Below are 20,981 nucleotides of genomic sequence, written 5' to 3' on the forward strand. Positions count from 1 at the left end.
GTGCGAGGTGTTGAACCTTCGCACGCCCCTCTTCTGGTTTCACAACAGTGGGTCGGCTGTCAGGTGGCTTCCGTATCGAACGGCGCCGGTTTCGATGTGTCGCGCTGGCTGGCCTGTTCGGAGTACCTCTGCAGCGGTGAGAGCCGCATGGGCTCAAGGGGGCGATCGTCAGCAGGTTCAGGCTCATCGTCTTCCATGAGGGCTTCACGCACGATCCGGCGCGGGTCGTACTGGCGAGGATCGAACTTCTGCCAGTCGACGTCTTTGAAGTCATCGCCCATTTCGTCCTGCACGCTGTCGCGCAGGCTGACTATCTGCCGACGCAGGGTCTTCACGAAATCACGCAGCTGGGCGGCGTACTCCGGCATGCGCTGGGGTCCTACGACAATGAGAACAACAAGCACGATGATGATGAACTCAGTCCCGTTGATCCCGAACATGCACACCATTCTAAGCCGTGGCAACCACCGCCTTCCGCCGAGGTCAAGCACGCGCTTGGGCCTGTGACTATGCTTATCTCACGGGGTTTTGCAAGCCCGAAGCGAGCGAATGCTGAACAGGAGGAGCGATTGTCCAGGAACTGGGCGGCTGACAGCCACTACGCTTCTCGGTTCAACACCGCGACAGCTGCGGAAGAAGCTGCGCGCACAATCGCGGCCGACTACCAGAGTGCACCGCTTGGCGCCACATCGGCCAGACTGGTGACGATGCTCGTCAAGCTGACGGGTGCCAAGAACGTCGTCGAGCTCGGCACGGGCACCGGAGCTTCAACCTTGGCGATACTCGCCGGACTCGGGCCCGGCGGAATGCTCACCAGCGTCGACATCGACCGTGAGCGGCAGTCGGTCGCCGCTGAACTGGCCGAGGTCGCCGGTTTCAAAGCCCACCGGATCCGGTTCATTCAGGGCTTCGCAGAATCTGTTCTCAGCCGACTCTCACCGGGTGGCTACGACTTCGTCTTCGTTGACACCGACCCCGCGGGCTTTCCGGAGATCGTGCCGCAGGCATTGACGAAAGTGCGCAGCGGTGGGCTGCTGGTAGTCAATGACGCTCTGGGGTCGGGAACCGTCGCTGACCCTGCGACCCGCGACGCCACCTCGACTGCTCTGCGCCGTGTTCTGGCCGATCTTCAAGATTCCCCCAACCGCGTACTCCTGCCCGTTGATGCGGGACTGCTTGCGGTGCGGCACTGATCCCAGAACGAAAAATCCCGCCCTCCCCACCGGGAGAACGGGATTTGCGAAGCGATGATCAGCCGTCAAGAGCTCCGGCAAGGACACCCTTGAGATCCTGAGCTTCGTCCTGGCTGATTTCAATTACCAGACGACCGCCGCCTTCGACGGGCAGGCGAAGGACATAGCCGCGTCCCTCTTTCGTCACTTCAAGAGGGCCGTCACCAGTGCGAGGCTTCTGAGCTGCCATTCCAAATCCTTTCGCCGAACACAGTTATCAGCCATTATCCAACACTTTGTAGGGTTTCGCACATAACGAGACCATCTTCGTCATACGCGCACCGATCACGGCGGGAAGCCCGTTGGCGGGACAAGACGCCATAGAAGCGATATCCACAGCAGCTGCAGAATCGTGAAGCCGATGAGCGCAGTGGCCAAAGCGGTGCGGGATCGACTGCGCGCCTGCACCATCGCCAGTCCGAACATCGGCAGGATCAGGCGCAGGGTTGAAGTCTGCGGAGTGAAGAACATCAGCAGATACACGGCGTAGCCGAACAGGAACTGCTTCTGCGTCCGGCCGATCAGCTCACCGCTCGGTCCGAGTGTTCCCCACACGAACAGCACGATCAGCAGTGCCAGCGCAATCGGCCCCCACCAGCCCAGGTAGCGGGTCGATGCGGTCAGCCACTGCGTGAAGACCTCCGTGTGTCCCGTCCACGCGGCCTCGGTCTTCCTGTACGCGTCGAACTCTCCTGTGAGCATCCAGGCGCCCAGCGGCTGCAGCACTGCAAAGAAGCACGACAGCACACCCAGCGTCCACGACGTGACGGCTTCGCGCACCGGATACGGCTCTGTTCTTCGTCGACGAATCCGGTCCAGCAGGTGGATGAGCATGAAGAACGAAAACGCCACCCCTATGGGCCTGGCGAGGTCCATGAGCAGAACGGCCGGAATGGCCAGCACATAGCGACGAGCGTCAACGCACAGCAGGGCCAGGGCCAAGAAGAAGATGCCGGCGGCTTCCGAATAGCCCGTCGAGAACACGGCCGCCGCGGGAAAGAAGAAGACGAGCGCCGTCCCGGCGAGAGCGCGGACACCATCTGCGTGCCGACGGAACAGATACAGAATGGCGATCGCTGCGGCAAGCCCGAAGATGTGCGACACGATCGGCGAGAGGATCTTGTAGTCAATGCCCGTAAGGTCGCGCAGCCAGCCGACGATCGTGGGGTGCAGCGGATAGAAGGCCCACTGGTTCTGCTTGACTTCGCCGCTGTCATTGAGCGGAAGGACTCGCGGATAGCCTTCATCGGCAATTCGGCGGTACCAGTCAGCATCCCAAAACCCCAGAAACTCATAGAGAGTCGGCGGTTTGTTCTCCGACCAGAACGTGGGCGCCTGGAAGCGCATGACAATGCTGAACAGCAGCAGTGACACCGCACGGCTGACGGCATACACAAGCGCGGCCTGCGCCCACACCGGCAGCCGCAGCAGCGACGAAGTCAGCTGCTCGGCGGAAAACCACGACGTGCGTTCCCGCGCTGCTTCACTGTTCGCTTGAGACACCGTCTGCTTCTTCGAGTTCTTCTATGCGTGCAACAAGGATCTCGATGGCCCGATCGACCTGATCCCGGCGGTAGCCGCCGACGGCCGGTGAGAACCGCATCTGGGCGATATCAGCCGCGGATGCATCCTGCGAGGGCAGAGCTGCTTCGGGTTGACTCATACCGGAGTCGAAAATGCCGAAGGCGCCGGCGGCAGCCGCTGCGAACATGATGAGAGCAGCGCACACTCCAATGATCATCCAGGCCATGGGCCTATCCTCTCACAGGTGCTCAGCGCAGGCCCCGCTGTGCGCGCACCGGCGGCCGCAGACCGCGTATGCCCACAACCACATCAACCGCCTGACGGGTTTCTGCCGGGTCGTGCGTGCGGATGACGGCGGCGCCTGCATCAACCGCCAGCGCGGTGGCGGCAATCGTGGCAGCCAGGCGATCGTTCGGCCCCTGCGAGCCCACGAGCTCGCCCACGAAGTCTTTGCGCGAGATCGCGAGCATCACAGCGCTCTCCCCGGCCGTGAGCATGCCGAGGTCCCGCATAACAGCAGCCGACTGATAGGTGTTCTTTCCGAAGTCTGGTGTCGGGTCAAGAATGATGGCCCGCTCGGGTACGCCTGCCGCCAGCGCCTTTGTGCGCAGCTGCGCAAGCCCCGCCATGACCGTGGGCATGACCTCAGCCGAAGACAGTCCCAACTGATTGCGATGCGCGTCCGTCCGCGGCGTCAGGCCGCCGGTGTGGGAGCAGACCAAGCCGGCCTTCGCCTCGGCGGCGGCGTATGCGACGTCCGGATCAGCACCCGCCCACGTGTCGTTGATCAGGCCAGCACCGGCCTGAACGGCAGCGCGGGCTACCGGCGCCCGGTAGGTATCACACGAGATGAGCACATCCGGGTGCTCCTCGGCCAAAGCAGAGATCACCGGTGTGACCAGAGCAATCTCCTCGGCTTCAGACACGGCCGGCCCGCGACCGGCACGCACTCCCCCGATGTCGAGGATCCGGGCGCCTTCGCCGACGGCTGGCTCGGCGCTGCGCAGAGCATCATCGACGGTTGCGGCAGACGTGTAGAAAGAATCCGTCGACCGGTTGATGACGGCCATGATGACCGGCTGCAGCGGCCCTGCCTCAACCCCGCGAACTCGGAACGTCACGGACGAAAACGACCGGTGGGAATCGGCTTGTCAGCGGATTCGTGAATAAAGGCTATGGCTTCATCGACCGAATCGGTCAGGTGGAACAGTTCAGCATCACCTGGCGAAATCGTGCCGCGTTCAACGAGCGCGGTGCGAATCCAATCGACGAGACCCGACCAGAAATCCGTGCCCATGAGCACCACCGGGTAGCGGTTCTTCTTGCGGGTCTGGACAAGTGTGAGGGCCTCAAACAGCTCATCGAGGGTTCCAAAGCCGCCGGCCAGCACAATTGCTGCCGAGGAGTACTTCATGAACATCGTCTTGCGCACGAAGAAGTAGCGGAAGTTGATGCCGATGCCCACGTAGGGGTTGAGCCCCGATTCGAACGGCAGCTCGATGCCCAGCCCCACCGATGTCCCGCCGGCTTCGGCCGCGCCCTTGTTGCCGCCCTCCATGATTCCGGGCCCGCCTCCGGTGACAACAGCATAGCCCTCGGCCACGAGTCTGCGGCCGAGCTCTTCGGCCAGGGCGTACTCCTCTGTTCCTTCGTTCAGGCGCGCAGAGCCGAAGATCGACACCGCCGTCGGCAGTCCTGCCAGCGAACTGAACCCCTCGATGAACTCCGCGTGGATCCGCATGGTCCGCCACGGGTCTTCGTGTACCCACTCCGAATCCGGGCGGTTGTCCAGCAGCCTCTGGTCAGCGGTTGTCTCCGGTACGTGCTGGCTGCGCAGGTGCAGTGACCCCTTCGTGTAGAAGAGTTCGTCGTTCGAAATATCAGAGCTGGTCATAGTGTCCTTTCACGAAAAAGGCGGGGCGGGCACAGTGCCCCACCCCGCCTTCGCCCAGCCGTCAGTGCGACGGGTAGGTCCGATGCTTTTCGCCGGTGTAGATCTGGCGCGGACGGCCGATGCGGGTGGTGTCGTCACCGCGCATTTCAATCCACTGGGCAATCCAGCCGGGCAGACGGCCCATGGCGAAGATCACCGTGAACATGTCCGTGGGGAATCCAAGGGCCTTGTAGATCAGGCCGGTGTAGAAGTCGACGTTCGGGTACAGTTTGCGGCTGACGAAGTAGTCGTCGTCAAGGGCAACCTTCTCCAGCGCAGTTGCCAGATCAAGCAGGTCGTCGTTGCCGCCCTGTTCTTCGATGATGTCGTGTGCGGTGTGCTTGATGATGGCAGCGCGCGGGTCGTAGTTCTTGTAGACCCGGTGGCCAAAGCCCATCAGCCGCACGCCGCGCTCTTTGTTCTTGACCCGCTCCATGTAGCTTTCAGCGCCGTCGTCGGACTGCGAAATCTCTTCGAGCATTTCCAGCACTGCGGAGTTCGCGCCGCCGTGCAGCGGACCGGCAAGTGCGTTGATGCCGGCGACAATCGACTGGTAGAGGTTGGCCTCCGACGAACCGACCAGGCGCACCGAAGATGTCGAGCAGTTCTGTTCGTGGTCTGCGTGCAGGATGAACAGCAGGTCAAGTGCCTTGCGGACATTCTCACTGTCGGCGAATTCTTCGCCGGTGACGCCGAAGTTGCTGCGGAAGAAGTTGCCGACGAGGCCGTACTGCGGTTCGGGGCGGACGACTGAGTCAACGCCGAAGCGGCGACGGTGGGCAAGAGCGGTCAGAACCGGCATGGCTCCGAGCAGGCGAACGGCAGCTTCTTCCATCTGTGCGTCGTCGTAGACGTCGATGGTGTCCTGGTTGAAGGTGCCCAGAGCCGAAACGGCGGTTGAGAGGATCGACATGGGGTGGGCGTCTTCTGGCATGGCCGCGACGATGTCGTAGACGCCCTGGGGAACTTCCACGTGCTGGGCGATGCGGTCTTCGAAGGCTTTCAGCTGTTCAGCAGTGGGCAGTTCGCCCTTGATGAGGAGGTAGGCGACTTCGACGAATGATGCGTTCTCGGCGAGGTCTTCGATGGCATAGCCGCGGTAGCGCAGGATGCCTTCAGCCCCGTCGATGAAGGTGATGGCGGAAGTTGACGGGGCGGTGTTGCCGAAGCCGGGGTCAAACGTCACACGGTCGCTTTCGGTCAGGAGCTTGCTGATGTTCAGCCCCTCAGTACCGGCTGTTGACCCGATGCCTTCGAGTTCGAGCTCATGGTCATCTACCCGAAGGAAGCCGTCCGCCGCCATTGATTCTCCTCTGTTCGAACTTCGCACTCTCTGTTCCGCTGTGGTTGAGAGACATGAAGAAGATTACCCAATTGTGGGAAAAACAGTAAATCGCTGAGAGTTCACTCAACGTGTGATATTTGAGCTTCCGCGCAGTCGTTGCGCTGCCGCGCAGATCCTGTCGTCCGGTGCTGTCAGGGCAAGCCGGACGTGCTGCCCGCCCTCTGGTCCGTAGATGAAGCCGGGGCCGGCCATAATGCCCAGTCCAGCCAGCCACTCCAGCGTTGCCATGCAGTCTTCGCCGCGGGTTGCCCACAGGTACAGGCCCGCTTCCGAATGGTCGATGCGCAGCCCAGCCTGTTCGACGGCAGGGCGCAGAATCTCACGGCGGCGCCGGTAGGCTTCACGCTGCTGTTTCCAGTGCGCATCGTCGTTCAGTGCGGCAACCATCGCGGCCTGAACGGGCGCGGGAACAATCATGCCCTGATGCTTGCGCGTGGTGGTCAGCTCGCGGATGAGCACCCGGTCGCCCGTGACGAATGACGCTCGGTATCCGGCGAGGTTTGACTGCTTCGACAGCGAGTAAACACTCAGCACACCGCTGCGGTCATCCCCGATGACGTCCGGGTCCAGCACTGACGGGGTCGGCCTTTCGCCCCTCCAGTTGAGAGCTGCGTAGCATTCATCCCCGGCCACCACAGTGCCGTGGCGACGCGCTTCTGCAACGACCGCCCGCAGCTCTTCCAGCGAATCAATGCGACCGGTGGGATTGCTCGGCGAATTGAGCCACAGCAGTCCCACGCCTTCCAGCGATGCTCCCGCGGCAATGTCGGCAGCATTGATGCGCACGCATTCGACACCGGCCAGGCGCGCACCGATTTCGTACGTGGGGTACGCCTGGGACGGGCAGGCCACACGCAGTCCCAGTCGAGCGAGCCCCAGCAGGCTCGGCAGGGCGGCAACGAACTCTTTCGACCCGACGGTCGGCAGGATTTCACTGTCCGGGTCAAGTTCGATTCCCCGCACGCGCTTGGACCAGCTGGCAATCGCTTCGCGCAGCTGTGCCGTGCCGTCGACTGTGGGGTAGCCCGGAGCGTCTGCCGCGGCCCGCAGGGCCTCCTGCACGAGTTCCGGTGTGGGATCGATGGGCGTGCCGATCGAAATGTCGACGATGCCACCGGGGTGTGCTTCGGCTGTCTGCCGTACGGCGGCCAGGCGGTCCCACGGGTAGGCCTCCAGGTGAAGGCCGTAGCGTTCGTAGGTCACTCGTCGTGTTCCTGTTTGGGAAGTGCTGCGACGATCGGGTGGTCGTAGCCGACATTGCCGACTCCGGCGGCACCGCCGGGAGAGCCGAGGTCGTTGAAGAAGTCGACATTGGCCGTGTAGTACTCCGCCCACTCTTCTGGAACATCGTCTTCGTAGTAGATGGCCTCAACGGGGCAGACCGGTTCGCAGGCGCCGCAGTCCACACATTCGTCGGGGTGGATGTAGAGCATCCGCTCGCCTTCGTAGATGCAGTCAACGGGACATTCGTCGACGCAGGCGAGGTCCTTGAGGTCAACACAGGGCTGGGCAATGATGTAGGTCACTGGGGCTCCTTCTGCTGAGCGTGCGGTGACACGCTCCCGGCTGAATTCGTCTGGTCCAAGACTACTCCCCCGCTAAGGTGGTGACGTTTCCAGTCTCGGTCGCCATCGGAGGTCAGAAGAGTGTTCGAACCGCAGCCGGGCATGCGCGTGGTCATCCGCTACAGCGACGGCGGACAGCTGACAGACGCTCTCGGGAGTGTTCTCGCCGCAGATGCTGACTCCGTGACGGTCGACTCCAAGCGCGGCCCCGTGCGGATTGATCGGTCCTCAATTGAGCTCGCCCACGAAATCCCACCGGCGCCTCAGCGCCCCGGCCCTGTCCACTCCACGGTGTCGACAGCGGATCTGCGCCGCATTTCAGCGCAGGTGTGGCTGCCGGGTGAAACCGTGTGGCTCAACCGGGACGCGGTTGCCGAAGAGCTCAGCTCTGATGAGGGTGCGCAGTCGGCAGTGGAGTCCGGGTGGCTTCTGCGCGCCGCTCCCGGGGCCGATGCGCGGGCGAACTCCGCCCTCGTGCTCACCGACCCTCAGTTCCCCGCGGAAGAGGCCCTGGGGGCCGTTCAGAAGTGGTACGCCGACCGAGACCTTCACCCTGCCCTGCAGATCTTCTCAGCTGGAGCACAAGGCGAACTCGACTCCGCCTCGGCCCAGGTGTCCCAGCTGCTGCGACCGGCAGGTTTCACCCCCAGCGACACCTGGATCACGATGACAGCTCCGGCCCGCGAAGCCGCTGGTGCCGCCCAGCCGCCGCAGGGGCTCGAGATCGTGCAGTCCGACAGGGCCCACGCGGTGCACTTGTCAGCGTGGGGTCATGACGACACCGAGGACGTGCGCGCGCTTGTCCACAGTGCACCGCAGGTGATTATTCTCTCAGCCGTCGCAGTGCACCCTGATGGGTCGAAGTCGCTTGTGGGTGCTGTGCGGCTGGCTGTTGCCAGCAAGTGGGGCTGGTTGGACAATCTGGTTGTCAATCCGCAGCTTCGCCGCCGCGGTGCCGGGAGGGCCCTCGTGCAGGCTGCCGCCCGCTTGGCTGCGGTTCAGGGCATTCGGTCTCTCGGCTGCGATGTTCCCGCGGCAAACGAAGATGCGACGGCGCTGCTGTCCAGTTTGGGCTTTGCGGAGCACCACCGCTTCTGGTTCGCAGTGCAGAACGACGCGGCGCAGAACCAGGGAGCCTAGTCGCACTCAATCCGATTGACCGGCGAGTACACGGTCGTGAACTGATCCTTGCTCACTTTGCCGGTCTCAATGTTCTTCATCGTGCGATAGATCGTGATCGACCAGCCGCCCCTGGGCGATTGCGGTTTGCAGCTCGGCCCGGACTTCTTCACGGTGGACGGACTCGTGTGGGCAAAGCGGCCCGATTTTCCGGCTTCGACTTCGAGAGTCTTCTCACCCTTGATTTCAGCATTGACCTTGCCGTCGGACACCGACATGTGAAGCACGACTGGTTTGTCCGAGGTGTTGGTGAAGGCCATGTCGATCGAATGCCAGTCGAGCGTGGCTTCGCGACCCTCCGGGTAGCGCGAAATATAGCGCGAGTGGGCTTTGTGCTCGTCCAGCTGCATACCGGAGAAGAACGCGGCGTTGAACAGCGTCGTCGACACCTGCGAAACGCCGCCGCCGTAGTCGTCTTTCATCTCTCCACCCGAGATCACACCGGCTTTGCGATAGCCGTTGGCGGCGGTGCGCTTCCCGAGTGCTTTGTTGAGGCTGAACTGCTCACCCGGCTGAACAACGGTGCCGTCGACCTTTCCGGACGCGACTTTGAGGTTCGTGTCTCGACCCGCCTGTGACGAGTACGGGGTGGAGAACTTGCCGATCGTCTCCATCTTCATGTTCTTGGCATCGTCTGTCGTAAATGACGCCTTCTTCGCAGTCAGGGGAACCTCGGCCCTGCGGTCGTCAGCTGACAGGGCGGCGTCGACGGCTTTCTGCACATCAGCGTCCTTTGCCGAAATCCCGTCCTTCGAAGGCACCACCGACATCTTGCCGTCGGAGAACTCAAAGCTGGCGTTCTGGGCTTCTTCGCCCACACCGTCGTTTTCCTCAAACAGCGCTGTCTTCAGCGCCTTGCCGTCGAGTTCCAGAGCGAGTTCGGAGTCTCTGGGAACAAAGGAAGCCGCCTGGGCAATTGCCTTGGGTGAGAGCTTGAGTTCTTCACCGGACTTTTCGCCGGCTGCCTCCAAGATCACCGGGGATGCGACGGCCGGTTCGGCAATATCCGTTTTTGCCCGCTGTGCTTCAGCATCGGTGATGTCGGGCTCAACGGCCTCCGCCTCCGCGCTCAGGGGTTTACCGTCCTGTGCGGGCCACTGGGTCTCAACGGCATCGACAATGTCCGCTGCTGTGACCTCGCGCCCGTTTTTGCCCTCGGTGATTTCCGGCTTGTCCCCGGAGAAGGCCAGCTCGGCGTTCTTCGGAGTCACGCTGAGGTCTTCAGCCAAAGATTCCGCCGTCGTGTCGAGCGCCTGGCTGTCGACCTCAATGGCCAGTGATTTGTGGTTTGGCCTTCCGGTCAGGCCGCGAAAGATGTCAACTGGGTTGAACCGGGCGCCGGTGAGCGCATCGACCGTGTTTTCGGCCGAATAGTCCAGCGAAACATCAGCCGGTGAGAACTCGGCCTCCGTGCCCTCCCCCGCACTGAGCAGGACGGGTGCTTCAGAACGCTCCGCAAGCCCTTCGTCGAGAGCCTTCACGGCTTCCTCGCGGCTCATCGAGCCGATATCGATTCCAGCCACGTGAGTTCCGGCGGGAACAGCCCGGCCCGTCCAAAAAGCCAAAGCCACATAGCCGATGACAACAACCGCGGCAGCCGTCAGGGTGGCCCGCAGAGCTTTTGACATATCAGAGCTTTCGGTTTGTGCGCAGACTCGGCAGGGTGAATGACAAGACGGCGGCGATGATCATGGGTCCGAAAAGCCAGGCCACGGATCGCAGAGTCCCAGTGACCAGGACACTGCCGCCGGGAAGCAGGGCCGGCTGTGAGCCGATGAACGCCGTCAGGCTCATGGTCACCGCGCTGAGCACGAGTGCCGCAGTTGAGCGGTTGGCTTCGGCGACGTACCACAGCACGCAGCCGGCCAGAGCCAGTGCCAAAAGCAGTCCCCACGGCACAATGACCGCCTGTCCGGCAAGATCGAACAGGGACGCTCCCAGATGCTGAAATGTGCCGAGAGCACCGGCGATGAACCCGAGGAAGACACTTGAGAACACCATCGCTGCAGGAGTGGGCGGCTCTGGGTGGTCATCCTCAACCAGGAACTCGAGGATGTCGGCACCGGATGCACCGCGGGGGGCTGTGAAGTATTCGGTGTCCAGCAGCACGGTGCCGATGTTGTTCGACAGGGCGTAGAAATCCCCGGCAACCTGCAGCTGAGTGGCGTGGGCTGCCATCGCGCGGGCTTTGCGGGCGCGCTGAGCGCTGATGTCCTGGCTGAGAACAACAGGGTCTTCGGCCGGGATCGTGGGGACTTTTTGGGCGGCTTCGAAGCCGGTGAGGTCGAAGCCGGGACGGTCCACGTTGAACATCTGGTCGACGGCATCCTGGGGTGTGTCGACGTAGATGATCCGCGCCCGATGTTTGCGTTTGAGCTTCGACATCGCGCGCAGTGTTGCTTCGTGCACGCGCACGTGGTCCGGATGGCCGTATCCCCCGCCTGCCGGGTAGGTCACGACGAGGCGCGGCCGACGGTCTTCGATGACTGCTGCAATATATGCGGCGACGTCATCGACTTTCGCTGCGCACAGCGATTCGGGCGGGGTGTCCGCTGGCACCTGCGCATGGCCGTCAGGACCCCATTCCATTCCCGAGTCCTCAAAGCGGCGTTCTGGCAGCTGACCGGCCCCGCCGGTGGGAGTGCCGAGAAACGCCCAGTCGTCCACGCCGAGGACTCTCATCGCATCGGCAAGCTCGCCCTCCCTGTGGGCGGCCAGCGCTTCGCGGCGGCCTTCCAGGGTGCTTGACAGCGGACCGATGACCTCACCGCCCTCCCCGCGGGTGGCGGTGAGGACCGTGAGGGGCACCTGAGCTTCGCGCAGTCTGGCAATGGTGCCGCCGGTGAGGATAGATTCGTCGTCCGGATGGGCGTGGACGAAGAGGACTCCGTCCATCAGGAATCCCGGCGACGGCGGGCGTTGGCCGCCTTGCGCCGCTCAGCCTGGTCGAGGATGACCTTCCGCAGGCGAATGGCGCCGGGAGTCACTTCGACGCATTCGTCTTCCGCGGCGAATTCAAGGGACTCTTCGAGCGTGAGTCTGCGCGAGGGGGCCAGGTGTTCGAAGCTGTCGGCGCTGGCTGCGCGCATATTCGTGAGCTTCTTTTCCTTGGTGATGTTGACGTCCATGTCTTCGTTGCGGCTGTTCTCGCCGACGATCTGGCCCTCGTAGACCTCCGAGGTGGGTTCGACAATGAACGAACCGCGCTCCTGCAGGGCGATCATGGCGTACGGGGTTGCCGCACCCGCGCGGTCGGCGACGAGCGAACCGGTGTTGCGGAACTCGATTTCACCGGCCCACGGCATGTAGCCGGCGCTGATGGAGTTGGCAATGCCCGCACCGTGGGTTTCGGTGAGGAACCGCGTGCGGAAGCCGATGAGACCGCGTGCCGGGACCCGGAACTCGATGCGGACCCAGCCGGTGCCGTGGTTTGTCATCGACTCCATCTGGCCCTTGCGGCTGGCCAGCAGCTGGGTGACCGCCCCGAGGTTCTCTTCGGGCACATCGACCGTGAGCAGCTCGACGGGTTCGTGCAGGGTGCCGTCGATCGTCTTGGTGACGACCTGCGGTTTGCCGACGGTCAGTTCGAAGCCTTCGCGGCGCATCTGCTCGACCAGCACGGCCAGGGCGAGTTCGCCTCGGCCCTGGACTTCCCAAGCGTCGGGGCGCTCGGTGGGCAGCACCTTGAGGCTGACGTTGCCGACCAGTTCCTGGTCGAGGCGGTCCTTGACCATGCGGGCGGTGACCTTGGTGTTCTTTTCGCGGCCGGCCATGGGCGAGGTGTTGGTGCCGACTGTCATGGAGATCGCCGGATCGTCGATGTGGATGGGCGGCAGCGGGCGCGGATCGTCAAGGTCGGTGATGGTGTCGCCGATCATGACGTCTGGGATGCCCGCGATTGCGAAGATGTCACCGGCTCCGCCTTCTTCGACTGGCACGCGCTCCAGACCGCGGGTTTCCAGCAGTTCGGTGATTTTGACCTGTTTGAGGTCGCCTTCCTTGTTGATCCAGCCGACCTGGGCGCCCTTGCGCAGCACGCCGCCGTAGATCTTCACGAGTGCCAGACGACCCAGGAACGGCGATGCGTCGAGGTTCGTCACGTGGGCCTGCAGCACGCCGTCGTCGGTGACGGTCGGGGCTGGAATGTTCTCCATGATGGCCGCAAAGAGCGGTTCGAGGTCGGTGCCTGCTGGCACTTCGCCGTCTGCGGGCTGTTCGGCCGAGGCGATTCCAGCGCGGGCTGAGGCGAAGATGGTGGGCACGTCGAGAACGGCGTCGACATCGATGTCGGGGTCTTCTTCGGAAAGGTCGCTGGCCAGTCCCAGCAGGAGGTCCTGGGCTTCTTCAACAACACCGTCAATGCGGGCATCCCCGCGGTCGGTCTTGTTGATCAGCAGGATCACCGGGAGTTTGGCCGCAAGGGCCTTGCGCAGCACAAAGCGGGTCTGCGGCAGCGGACCTTCCGAAGCATCGACCAGGAGCACAACCCCGTCGACCATTGACAGGCCGCGTTCGACTTCACCTCCGAAGTCGGCGTGGCCGGGGGTGTCGATCACGTTGATGGTGACGGGCTCACCGGGTGCTGACGGGCCGTTGTAGATGATCGAGGTGTTCTTCGCCAGGATCGTGATGCCCTTTTCACGTTCCAGGTCGCCGGAGTCCATCACGCGGTCCTGGACCTCGCCGTGGTCCCCGAACGCGCCGCCCTGTTTGAGCATCGCGTTGACCAGCGTGGTCTTTCCGTGGTCGACGTGCGCCACGATCGCTACGTTGCGGAGGTTGTTTTTGCGTGATGTCTCAGCTGCCATCAATTCACTTTCTTCTCAGAAGATCCGGGCGCACTGCGTGGGCCCAACCCCTAATTATAAGGCTGTGCCCGGCGCATTCGGGCGGTGTTCACCAGCCGCGCTCCTGCCACTCATCCAGATGTGGTCGCTCCGCGCCGATTGTGGTCGGCGCACCGTGGCCCGGCAGCACTGCCGTGTTGTCGGGCAGCGCGTCGAAGATCCTAGAGCGCAGGTCGGCCATGAGGCTCGCAAAGTCCTCGGCGGACCAGGTTTTGCCGGGCCCGCCGGGAAACAGAGAGTCCCCGGAAATGAGCACGGTGTCCTCGCCGTCGCGGATGATGAGCGCAATAGAACCGGGTGTGTGCCCGCGCAGGTGGGCGATTTCAATGGCAACGTCGCCGACGGTGATGATGTCTCCGTGGTGCAGGCGCTCGGTGATGACGACGCCCGTTTCTTCCTCAATGGCCGCCGCGTCGTATTCTCCTGCCGCGGATTCGGCGCCGGTGGCTGCGAGCGCGTCGCGCAGAGCGCGGATGTGGTCCCAGTGGCGATGTGTTGTGAGCACGCGCTCCACGGGCTCATCCCCTATGAACTGCCTGATGGCGGGCCAGTCGTCCGCCGCGTCGACCAGCAGACGGGCTCCGCTGTCGCGGTCGGTGACCAGGTAGACGTTGTTCTCCATATCCGAAACCGCAGTCCAGCGGATCTCGAGCGAAGGGGTGTTGATCGTGTTTTCGGTCATCTCAGCCTCCCTGACGCACCGGGAAAGGCCCGATGCTGCTGTTATCGTTGAGTCCCAGTCCATCACAGAGAGGGTGTCGTGTTCGAGTCTTCTGCTGTTGCGTGGGCAGTGCTGCTGATATCCGGCGCGTTCGAAGCCATGTGGGCTGCGGCTATGGGTGAATCGTCGTGGTCAATGCGCAAGCGGATCATTGTGTTCAGCATCGGCACGATTGTGTCGATGGGCGGCCTCTACGCGGGCCTGATGGTGATTCCCGTCGGTGCAGGCTACGCCGCGTGGGTTGGGGTCGGCGCAGTCGCCGCTCTTGTCTATTCGGCTCTGCGCGGTCGCGAACAGCTCACACTGAAGCGGCTTTTCTTCGTTTTTGTCCTCATTGCCGGAATCGTGGGCCTGGGGGTGTTCTCGTGAACCGCTTTGCACCCAACACCCGTGCCGGAGCGTGGATTGTTCTGCTGGTCTCCGGAGCGTGTGAGGCCCTGTGGGCACACGCCCTGAGCAGCGGACTGCGAAGCTTCGGCTGGATTCTGCTGTTCTATGCGGGACTTCTGGTGTCTCTGACGGGTCTGCGCTTGGCAATGCGGATCATCCCGATGGGTACCGCCTATGCCATGTGGACGGGGATCGGCGCGGCAACAACCGCCGTGTGGGCGGCTGCTGCCGGTGAGCCGTTTCCCCTGCTCAAGATCGCAAGTCTGGTCCTTGTGGTGATCGGTGTTGCCGGTCTGGAGCTCACCAGCGGCCACGCACGTACTGTGGCGGATACGGAATCCCCCGAGGACTGAGCCCGAGTTCGCAGGCTGCGCGCAGCGGCCACGACGGTTCGCGCAGCGCCGCCCGCCCGATGAGAACGGCGTCTGCCTGGCCCGTGGCAAGTATGGTATGCGCCTGTGCTGGGTCGGTGATGAGGCCGACCGCCGCCGTCGGCACTCCGGCCTGGCGGATTCTCTGCGCAAAGCCGATCTGATAGCCCGGCCCTGCGGGGATGTCAGCCGGAGTGTTCCCACCCCCGGACACGTCGATGAGATCGCACCCCTCTTCGTGCAGAACGCGCGAAAGTTCAACAGCCTCGTCAATCCCGAAACCGCCGTCGACCCATTCCTCAGCGGAGATGCGCACGAGCACGGGAAAGTCTTCCGGCACCCGAGCACGCACCGCGGCCAGCACGTCGCGCAGCAGCTTCCACCGGCCGGTGCCTGAACCGTATTCGTCGTCGCGGTCATTCGACAGCGGGCTGAGGAAGGAATGGATCAGGTAGCCGTGTGCGCCGTGGATTTCGACGGTGTCGAATCCGGCAGCGACGGCTCTTTCGGCGGCCGCACCAAAAGCTTCGACGACGTCCCTGATGTCTTCGGCACTCATGGCAGTCGGTTCGGCAAGCCCCGGGTAGGCGAGGTCACTGGGTCCAAGTGTCGGCCATCCTCCGGCTTCCTTGGACACCGTCCCCTTTTCTTCCCCGGGGAACGGCCGGTGCGTGCTCGCCTTCCGACCGGCGTGCGCCAGCTGAATCCCAATGGCCGCTCCCTGAGCGTGAGCGAAGTCGACAATGGGCTTCCACGCCTGGGCCTGTTCGTCGTTCCAGATGCCTGCGTCCTGCGGTGAGATCCGTCCTTCGGGAACAACGGCGGAAGCCTCGGTGATGATGAGGCCGAAGCCGCCTGCGGCACGCGCGCCGAGGTGCATCAGATGCCACTGACCCGGCACTCCGTCGCGGTTTTCGCACGAGTACTGGCACATGGGTGGCAGCCACACGCGGTTGCGCACGGTGAGTCCGCGCAGGGTCATGGGACTGAACAGCTGTGTCATGGGTCCTCACAGGTGGGTGCGGAAGAACTTGCCCAGGTGTTCGGCGGCGAGTTCGGGGTGTTCGATCATGAACACGTGTCCGGCATCGGGAATGGTGACATGCGTGCCGTTCTGCGCCGTCTCAGCCAACTGCACCATGGACTCCGGTGTGTTGACGACGTCCTGGGCTGCCGATATCCACAGCGTGGGCACCGCAATGTCGGCGGTGCGCTCGGAGAGGTCGTAGTCGGCGAGCGCCTCACAGCACGCGATGTAGGCCTCAGCCGGTGTTGTCAGAAGCTGGTGGGCGGCCATGTGGCCCGCGGCGATGTCGTCATCGAGGAAGCCTGCCGCAAACCACAGGTCGAGTGTGTCCGGCACGGACGGGGCGATGCCGTCTTTGCGCACGCCTGCGATCCTGTCGTGCCAGTCCTGCGGCTGACCGAACTTCGCCGCGGTTGCCACGGGAGCTGCCGCGCGCACCCGGTCGGAGTGATTGAGCGCCAGTTCCTGCGCTACCCCACCGGAGATCGAACAGCCTGCGTAGCCGAAGGAGTCGGCACCGAGTTCGTCGGCAACCGCAACGACGCCTCGGGCCATGGAGGCAACTGACACCGGCTCTTCAGCAGAGAAGTCCCGTCCAGCATCGGCGCCGTGACCGGGCAGTTCCGTGAGAACCACCCGGAAGTCATCGGCAAGCCGTGCTGCGACAGATGCCCACACGGAAGCGTGTGTGCCCAGGGGCGGGCCGAAGATGAGCAGCGGGAGGTCTTCTGATTCGGGGTTGAGAACGGAGTAGGTCAGTGTAGTCATATCAGCTCCAACGGTGAGTGTTCGTTATTTCTTCCTGCGAAGCACACGGCGGTCAGCCGAATGATCCGCCTGATTTCTCCAGATAGCACTGCGGGCAGAGCGACTCATAGGTGACATCAGCCCCCTCGATCGCCACCTGCGAACCGGCGAAGACGAAATCGCCGTCGGCCTTGCGCCCGTTGAACATGGCCTTCTTTCCGCACCGACAGATGGTTTTGAGCTCTTCGAGGGTGTGGGCGATCTCCAACAGCCTGCGCGAACCTGGGAACGCCTGCGTGCGGAAGTCTGTGCGCAGGCCGTAGCACATGACAGGAACGTTTTGGCCCACCGCGATTCGCATGAGGCCCTCAACCTGTTCAGCGGTGAGGAATTGGGCTTCGTCCACCAGAAGGCAGGAAACCGGCTGCACCGGCTGGTCGACGTGGGTGATGAGGGCGGAGGGATCGGCGTACTCGGCGGCTTCGCGGAAAACGGTCTCGACATCGTCGTCTTCGCGCACGAGGATGTCGACGGTGCGACAGACTCCCAGACGCGAAATGATCTTGTCCGCACCCTTTGTGTCGACGTGCGGCTTGGCCAGCAGAATCCGCTGTCCTCGCTCTTCGTAGTTGAACGCAGCCTGCAGGAGTGCTGTCGACTTTCCGGAGTTCATCGCTCCGTGCCGAAAATACAGTTTGGCCACCCTGTCCGTCCTTCCTTCGCGAACGGCAACAGGATACCGGCACCGGCAGCGGCGCCCAGCTGATGCGAGGGCCGCCGGAGGGCGAACCCGCGGATAGATAGAATGGCCCCCGTCAATCCCATAGCGAGTTGGAGTGATCCTCTTAATGGCTAAGATCATCTACACCCGCACCGACGAAGCGCCTCTGCTTGCAACGTATTCGCTCAAGCCGATCGTTGAAGCCTTCGCGCACACCGCCGGTGTCGAGGTCGAAACACGCGACATCTCACTGGCCGGTCGAATCCTGGCACAGTTTGGCGATGTCCTCCCCGAAGACCAGCAGCACCCCGACTCCCTGGCCGAGCTCGGCGAACTGGCCAAGAAGCCTGAAGCCAACATCATCAAGCTGCCCAACATCTCCGCATCCGTTCCGCAGCTGAAGGCGGCTATTGCCGAACTGCAGAGCCAGGGCTACGACCTTCCCGAATTCCCAGAAGAGCCGAAGACCGAACAAGAGCGCGACATCCGCGAACGCTACGGACGTGCCCTCGGTTCGGCCGTCAACCCGGTCCTGCGCGAAGGCAACTCCGACCGACGGGCACCGCAGGCTGTGAAGAACTTCGCCAAGGCCCACCCGCACCGGATGGGCGAATGGACGAAGGACTCCGGCACCCGCGTGGCAACCATGTCCGCTGACGACTTCCGCTCGAACGAACAGTCTGTCGTCATGGAAGCCGACGACACCCTGCAGATCCGCCTGCGCGGCGAAGACGGCGAAACCACTGTTCTCAAGGACGGCCTGAAGGTCCTCAAGGACGAAGTCGTCGACTCGACTTTCATGAACGTCCGCGCCCTGGAGAAGTTCCTCAAGGAGCAGATCGCCCAGGCCAAGAAGGACGGCGTTCTGTTCTCCGTCCACCTCAAGGCCACCATGATGAAGGTGTCCGACCCCGAACTGTTCGGCCACGTTGTCCGCGCGTTCTTCCCGGAGGTCTACGAAAAGTACGGTGAAGAGCTCACCGCCGCAGGCCTCACCCCGGACTACGGCCTGGCAGCCCTGCTCAACGGGCTTGACGCTCTCGACCCCGAAGTTGCTCAGGGTGTCAAGGCCGAAATCGACGCGGGCTTCGAAAACGGCCCCGCACTGGCCATGGTCGACTCCTCGCGCGGCATCACAAACCTGCACGTGCCCTCGGATGTCATCGTGGACGCTTCCATGCCCGCAATGATCCGCGACGGCGGCAAGATGTGGGGCGCTGACGACGGTCAGCACGACACCCTGGCTGTCATCCCCGACTCCAGCTACGCCGGGGTCTTCCAGGCCACCATTGAGGACTGCAAGGCCAACGGCACGCTCGATCCCGCCACTATGGGCACCGTGCCGAATGTCGGCCTCATGGCGCAGAAAGCCGAAGAGTACGGCAGCCATGACAAGACGTTCATCCTCGACCGCCCCGGCACGGTTGAAGTCGTCAACGCCGCGGGCGATGTCCTCATGTCCCACGAAGTCCAGACCGGCGACATCTGGCGCGCATGCCAGACGAAGGACATTCCGATTCGCGACTGGGTCAAGCTCGCTGTGACCCGCGCTCGTCTGTCGGACACCCCTGCCGTGTTCTGGCTCGATGAGAACCGGGCACACGACCGCAACCTCATCGAGAAGGTCAACACCTACCTCAAGGATCACGACACCTCGGGCCTGGACATCCAGATCATGAGCCCCGTGGATGCCGCCAAGCACTCCCTGGCCCGCATCCGCAACGGCCAGGACACCATTTCGGTGACCGGCAACGTGCTGCGTGACTACAACACCGATCTCTTCCCGATCCTCGAACTGGGCACATCGGCGAAGATGCTCTCGGTGGTTCCGCTGCTTGCCGGCGGTGGGCTGTTTGAGACCGGTGCTGGCGGATCGGCGCCCAAGCACGTCCAGCAGGTGCAGCAGGAAAACCACCTGCGCTGGGATTCGCTCGGCGAGTTCTTCGCCATTGCCGAGTCCTTCCGCCACTTCCTGCACTCGCAGGACAACCAGCGTGCCGGTGTTCTCGCAGACACCCTGGACCGGGCAACGGAGACGTTCCTCAACGAGAACCGCTCGCCTTCGCGCAAGGTCGGCGAAATCGACAACCGCGGCAGCCACTTCTACCTGACCCTGTACTGGGCAGAAGAGCTGGCCAAGCAGACTGACGACGCCGAGCTCGCCAAGGCACTGGCTCCCATTGCCGAAGCGCTGCGCGAAAAGGAAGGCGTCATCACCGAGGAGCTGCTGGCTGTTCAGGGCCAGCCGGTCGACCTCAACGGCTATTACAACCCTGCTGACGAAACGCTGAGCACACTCATGCGCCCGTCGCAGACGTTCAACGCGATTATCGACGAGCTGGGCTGAGCGTCGATCTGACAGACAACAGCTGAGGGCCGGAAGTTCACCGCTTCCGGCCCTCAGCGCTGTGTGCACAGTGACAAACCCGATGCCCCGACAAGCTGACCTGCGCGGGCGCGGATGAAAGAATGGGTGCAGAGAGAAAGGACGTCCCCATGACTCAGCCCAACGGCGATCACTCCCCCGTTCCTGAAAGCAGCTCCCCCGAAACCGTCGAACAGGCAGCTGAAACTGCACCCCAGCAGGCACAGACACCGGCACAGTCCCAGGCCCAGACACCGCCGCCTGCTGTGAAGGCTTCCGGCGGACTGTCGGCGGGCATTTGGGCTTCGCTCATCATCGGTGCCCTCATTCTGGTGCTTCTGCTCATCTTCATCATCCAAAACAACGAGCCGACCCAGTTCTACTACTTCGGCTGGGAGTTCACCCTGCCGCTGGGCGTATCCATTCTGCTTGCCGCAATTGCGGGCATCGTCATCGCCGGCATCTTCGGCACAGTCCGCATGTTCATCCTCGGCCGGCAGATCAAACGCGCCAACAAGCGCTGATACGGCAGGCCCACCGAGGATCTGCCACACCCTGAGAAAGGACAGGATATGTACTTCATCGTCGTCAAATTCCGTGTCAAAGACGAGTTCGTGGCCGACTGGCCCAACATCGCCCGCGAATTCACGGAGGCCACGCGCGCAGAGCCGGGCAACCTGTGGTTCGACTGGTCCAAGAGCCTGGAGCGCGATGATGAATACGTGCTCGTCGAGGGCTTTGCCGATGACGAAGCCGCCAGCACTCACGTCAATTCGGAGCACTTCAAGAAGATGCAGCAGGACTTCCCGCAGCACCTGAAGGAAACCCCGCTCATCGTGTCCCGCAAGGTCGAAGGCAGCGACTGGGACCGCATGGGCGAAATCTCGGTCGACTGACCCTTTAGGGCACACGCAGTCGATGCGTACAGACGGGGACCGCGGAACCTTCCGCGGTCCCCGTTTCTGCTGGTGCCCTAGTCTTCCGAGCTTTCCTCGCCCAAGCTGAAGCTCACTT

General features: G+C 63.1%; 23 protein-coding genes. 7 read left to right on the plus strand and 16 right to left on the minus strand.

Annotated elements, in window-relative coordinates; all coding sequences use genetic code 11:
* Positions 1-59: 59 nt before the first annotated feature.
* A complete protein-coding gene (locus HMPREF2757_RS05045) occupies positions 60-440 on the minus strand; it encodes a twin-arginine translocase TatA/TatE family subunit (RefSeq protein WP_070573909.1) in 381 nt (126 codons plus the stop codon).
* 129 nt (positions 441-569) lie between these two features.
* Between HMPREF2757_RS05045 and HMPREF2757_RS05050 the strand changes: the two genes are divergently transcribed.
* A complete protein-coding gene (locus HMPREF2757_RS05050) occupies positions 570-1,193 on the plus strand; it encodes an O-methyltransferase (RefSeq protein ID WP_176745890.1) in 624 nt (207 codons plus the stop codon).
* A gap of 58 nt (positions 1,194-1,251) precedes the next feature.
* Here HMPREF2757_RS05050 and HMPREF2757_RS05055 read toward each other — a convergent pair whose 3' ends face one another.
* The 8 genes from HMPREF2757_RS05055 to fdxA form a co-directional block, all read right to left on the minus strand.
* The gene (locus HMPREF2757_RS05055) at positions 1,252-1,422 is read right to left on the minus strand and encodes a DUF3117 domain-containing protein (RefSeq protein ID WP_070573915.1); all 171 of its coding nucleotides are present in this window, start codon (positions 1,420-1,422) and stop codon (positions 1,252-1,254) included.
* Positions 1,423-1,517: 95 nt separating this feature from the next.
* The gene (locus HMPREF2757_RS05060; protein WP_070573917.1) at positions 1,518-2,735 is read right to left on the minus strand and encodes a hypothetical protein; all 1,218 of its coding nucleotides are present in this window, start codon (positions 2,733-2,735) and stop codon (positions 1,518-1,520) included.
* Positions 2,716-2,982, minus strand: a complete 267-nt coding sequence (locus HMPREF2757_RS05065) for a DivIVA domain-containing protein (protein WP_070573918.1) — start codon at positions 2,980-2,982, stop codon at positions 2,716-2,718. Before HMPREF2757_RS05065 ends, HMPREF2757_RS05060 begins: the two co-directional genes overlap by 20 nt.
* A gap of 22 nt (positions 2,983-3,004) precedes the next feature.
* On the minus strand, positions 3,005-3,877 hold the full coding sequence (gene folP / locus HMPREF2757_RS05070; RefSeq protein ID WP_070573920.1) for a dihydropteroate synthase: 873 nt from the start codon (positions 3,875-3,877) through the stop codon (positions 3,005-3,007).
* Entirely contained in the window at positions 3,874-4,650 is a 777-nt protein-coding gene (locus tag HMPREF2757_RS05075) for an LOG family protein (protein WP_070573922.1), read from the minus strand. Before HMPREF2757_RS05075 ends, folP begins: the two co-directional genes overlap by 4 nt.
* Before the next feature lie 61 nt (positions 4,651-4,711).
* Positions 4,712-5,992, minus strand: a complete 1,281-nt coding sequence (locus tag HMPREF2757_RS05080; protein ID WP_070573924.1) for a citrate synthase — start codon at positions 5,990-5,992, stop codon at positions 4,712-4,714.
* Positions 5,993-6,097: 105 nt separating this feature from the next.
* A complete protein-coding gene (gene dapC / locus HMPREF2757_RS05085; RefSeq protein ID WP_070573926.1) occupies positions 6,098-7,237 on the minus strand; it encodes a succinyldiaminopimelate transaminase in 1,140 nt (379 codons plus the stop codon).
* Positions 7,234-7,560: a ferredoxin gene (gene fdxA, locus HMPREF2757_RS05090; protein ID WP_061942434.1), complete on the minus strand. Its 327-nt coding sequence runs from the start codon at positions 7,558-7,560 to the stop codon at positions 7,234-7,236. Before fdxA ends, dapC begins: the two co-directional genes overlap by 4 nt.
* A 120-nt stretch (positions 7,561-7,680) precedes the next feature.
* Here fdxA and HMPREF2757_RS05095 point away from each other — a divergent pair, with 120 nt between their 5' ends.
* On the plus strand, positions 7,681-8,739 hold the full coding sequence (locus tag HMPREF2757_RS05095; RefSeq protein ID WP_070573928.1) for a GNAT family N-acetyltransferase: 1,059 nt from the start codon (positions 7,681-7,683) through the stop codon (positions 8,737-8,739).
* On the opposite strand, the gene HMPREF2757_RS05100 is transcribed toward HMPREF2757_RS05095, so the two are convergent.
* The 4 genes from HMPREF2757_RS05100 to HMPREF2757_RS05115 all read right to left on the minus strand — a co-directional run bounded on the left by HMPREF2757_RS05100 (position 8,736) and on the right by HMPREF2757_RS05115 (position 14,307).
* Complete coding sequence (locus HMPREF2757_RS05100) at positions 8,736-10,406, minus strand: VanW family protein (RefSeq protein ID WP_070573930.1); 1,671 nt, start codon at positions 10,404-10,406, stop codon at positions 8,736-8,738. The genes HMPREF2757_RS05095 and HMPREF2757_RS05100 overlap by 4 nt on opposite strands.
* 1 nt (position 10,407) lies before the next feature.
* A complete protein-coding gene (locus HMPREF2757_RS05105; protein ID WP_070573932.1) occupies positions 10,408-11,673 on the minus strand; it encodes a PIG-L family deacetylase in 1,266 nt (421 codons plus the stop codon).
* Positions 11,673-13,586 carry a translational GTPase TypA gene (gene typA, locus HMPREF2757_RS05110; protein ID WP_070573934.1) on the minus strand — a complete coding sequence of 638 codons (1,914 nt, stop codon included), beginning with the start codon at positions 13,584-13,586 and terminating at the stop codon, positions 11,673-11,675. The genes HMPREF2757_RS05105 and typA overlap by 1 nt, the downstream gene beginning before the upstream one ends.
* Positions 13,587-13,674: 88 nt before the next feature.
* Complete coding sequence (locus tag HMPREF2757_RS05115; RefSeq protein WP_070573936.1) at positions 13,675-14,307, minus strand: MBL fold metallo-hydrolase; 633 nt, start codon at positions 14,305-14,307, stop codon at positions 13,675-13,677.
* A gap of 78 nt (positions 14,308-14,385) precedes the next feature.
* On the opposite strand from HMPREF2757_RS05115, the gene HMPREF2757_RS05120 reads away from it, so the two are divergent.
* On the plus strand, positions 14,386-14,715 hold the full coding sequence (locus HMPREF2757_RS05120) for a DMT family transporter (RefSeq protein WP_083304112.1): 330 nt from the start codon (positions 14,386-14,388) through the stop codon (positions 14,713-14,715).
* Positions 14,712-15,089: a DMT family transporter gene (locus HMPREF2757_RS05125; protein ID WP_070573938.1), complete on the plus strand. Its 378-nt coding sequence runs from the start codon at positions 14,712-14,714 to the stop codon at positions 15,087-15,089. The genes HMPREF2757_RS05120 and HMPREF2757_RS05125 overlap by 4 nt, the downstream gene beginning before the upstream one ends.
* On the opposite strand, the gene HMPREF2757_RS05130 is transcribed toward HMPREF2757_RS05125, so the two are convergent.
* From HMPREF2757_RS05130 to HMPREF2757_RS05140, 3 genes are read right to left on the minus strand one after another with little or no spacing between them, the layout of a single operon-like run.
* Positions 15,037-16,110 carry an NADH:flavin oxidoreductase/NADH oxidase gene (locus tag HMPREF2757_RS05130; RefSeq protein WP_070573940.1) on the minus strand — a complete coding sequence of 358 codons (1,074 nt, stop codon included), beginning with the start codon at positions 16,108-16,110 and terminating at the stop codon, positions 15,037-15,039. The genes HMPREF2757_RS05125 and HMPREF2757_RS05130 overlap by 53 nt on opposite strands.
* A gap of 6 nt (positions 16,111-16,116) precedes the next feature.
* Positions 16,117-16,902: an alpha/beta fold hydrolase gene (locus tag HMPREF2757_RS05135; RefSeq protein ID WP_070573942.1), complete on the minus strand. Its 786-nt coding sequence runs from the start codon at positions 16,900-16,902 to the stop codon at positions 16,117-16,119.
* Positions 16,903-16,954: 52 nt separating this feature from the next.
* Positions 16,955-17,584, minus strand: a complete 630-nt coding sequence (locus HMPREF2757_RS05140) for a thymidine kinase (RefSeq protein ID WP_070573944.1) — start codon at positions 17,582-17,584, stop codon at positions 16,955-16,957.
* Between the two features lie 145 nt (positions 17,585-17,729).
* Here HMPREF2757_RS05140 and HMPREF2757_RS05145 point away from each other — a divergent pair, with 145 nt between their 5' ends.
* From HMPREF2757_RS05145 to HMPREF2757_RS05155, 3 genes are all read left to right on the plus strand, one after another.
* Positions 17,730-19,949 carry an NADP-dependent isocitrate dehydrogenase gene (locus HMPREF2757_RS05145; protein WP_070573946.1) on the plus strand — a complete coding sequence of 740 codons (2,220 nt, stop codon included), beginning with the start codon at positions 17,730-17,732 and terminating at the stop codon, positions 19,947-19,949.
* 149 nt (positions 19,950-20,098) lie between these two features.
* Entirely contained in the window at positions 20,099-20,491 is a 393-nt protein-coding gene (locus HMPREF2757_RS05150; protein WP_070573948.1) for a LapA family protein, read from the plus strand.
* A 48-nt stretch (positions 20,492-20,539) separates the two neighbouring features.
* Positions 20,540-20,863: a putative quinol monooxygenase gene (locus HMPREF2757_RS05155; RefSeq protein ID WP_070573950.1), complete on the plus strand. Its 324-nt coding sequence runs from the start codon at positions 20,540-20,542 to the stop codon at positions 20,861-20,863.
* The last annotated feature ends 118 nt before the right edge of the window (positions 20,864-20,981 follow it).

The sequence above is a fragment of the Brevibacterium sp. HMSC063G07 genome, from assembly GCF_001810665.1.
In the GTDB taxonomy this organism is placed as follows: Bacteria; Actinomycetota; Actinomycetes; order Actinomycetales; family Brevibacteriaceae; genus Brevibacterium.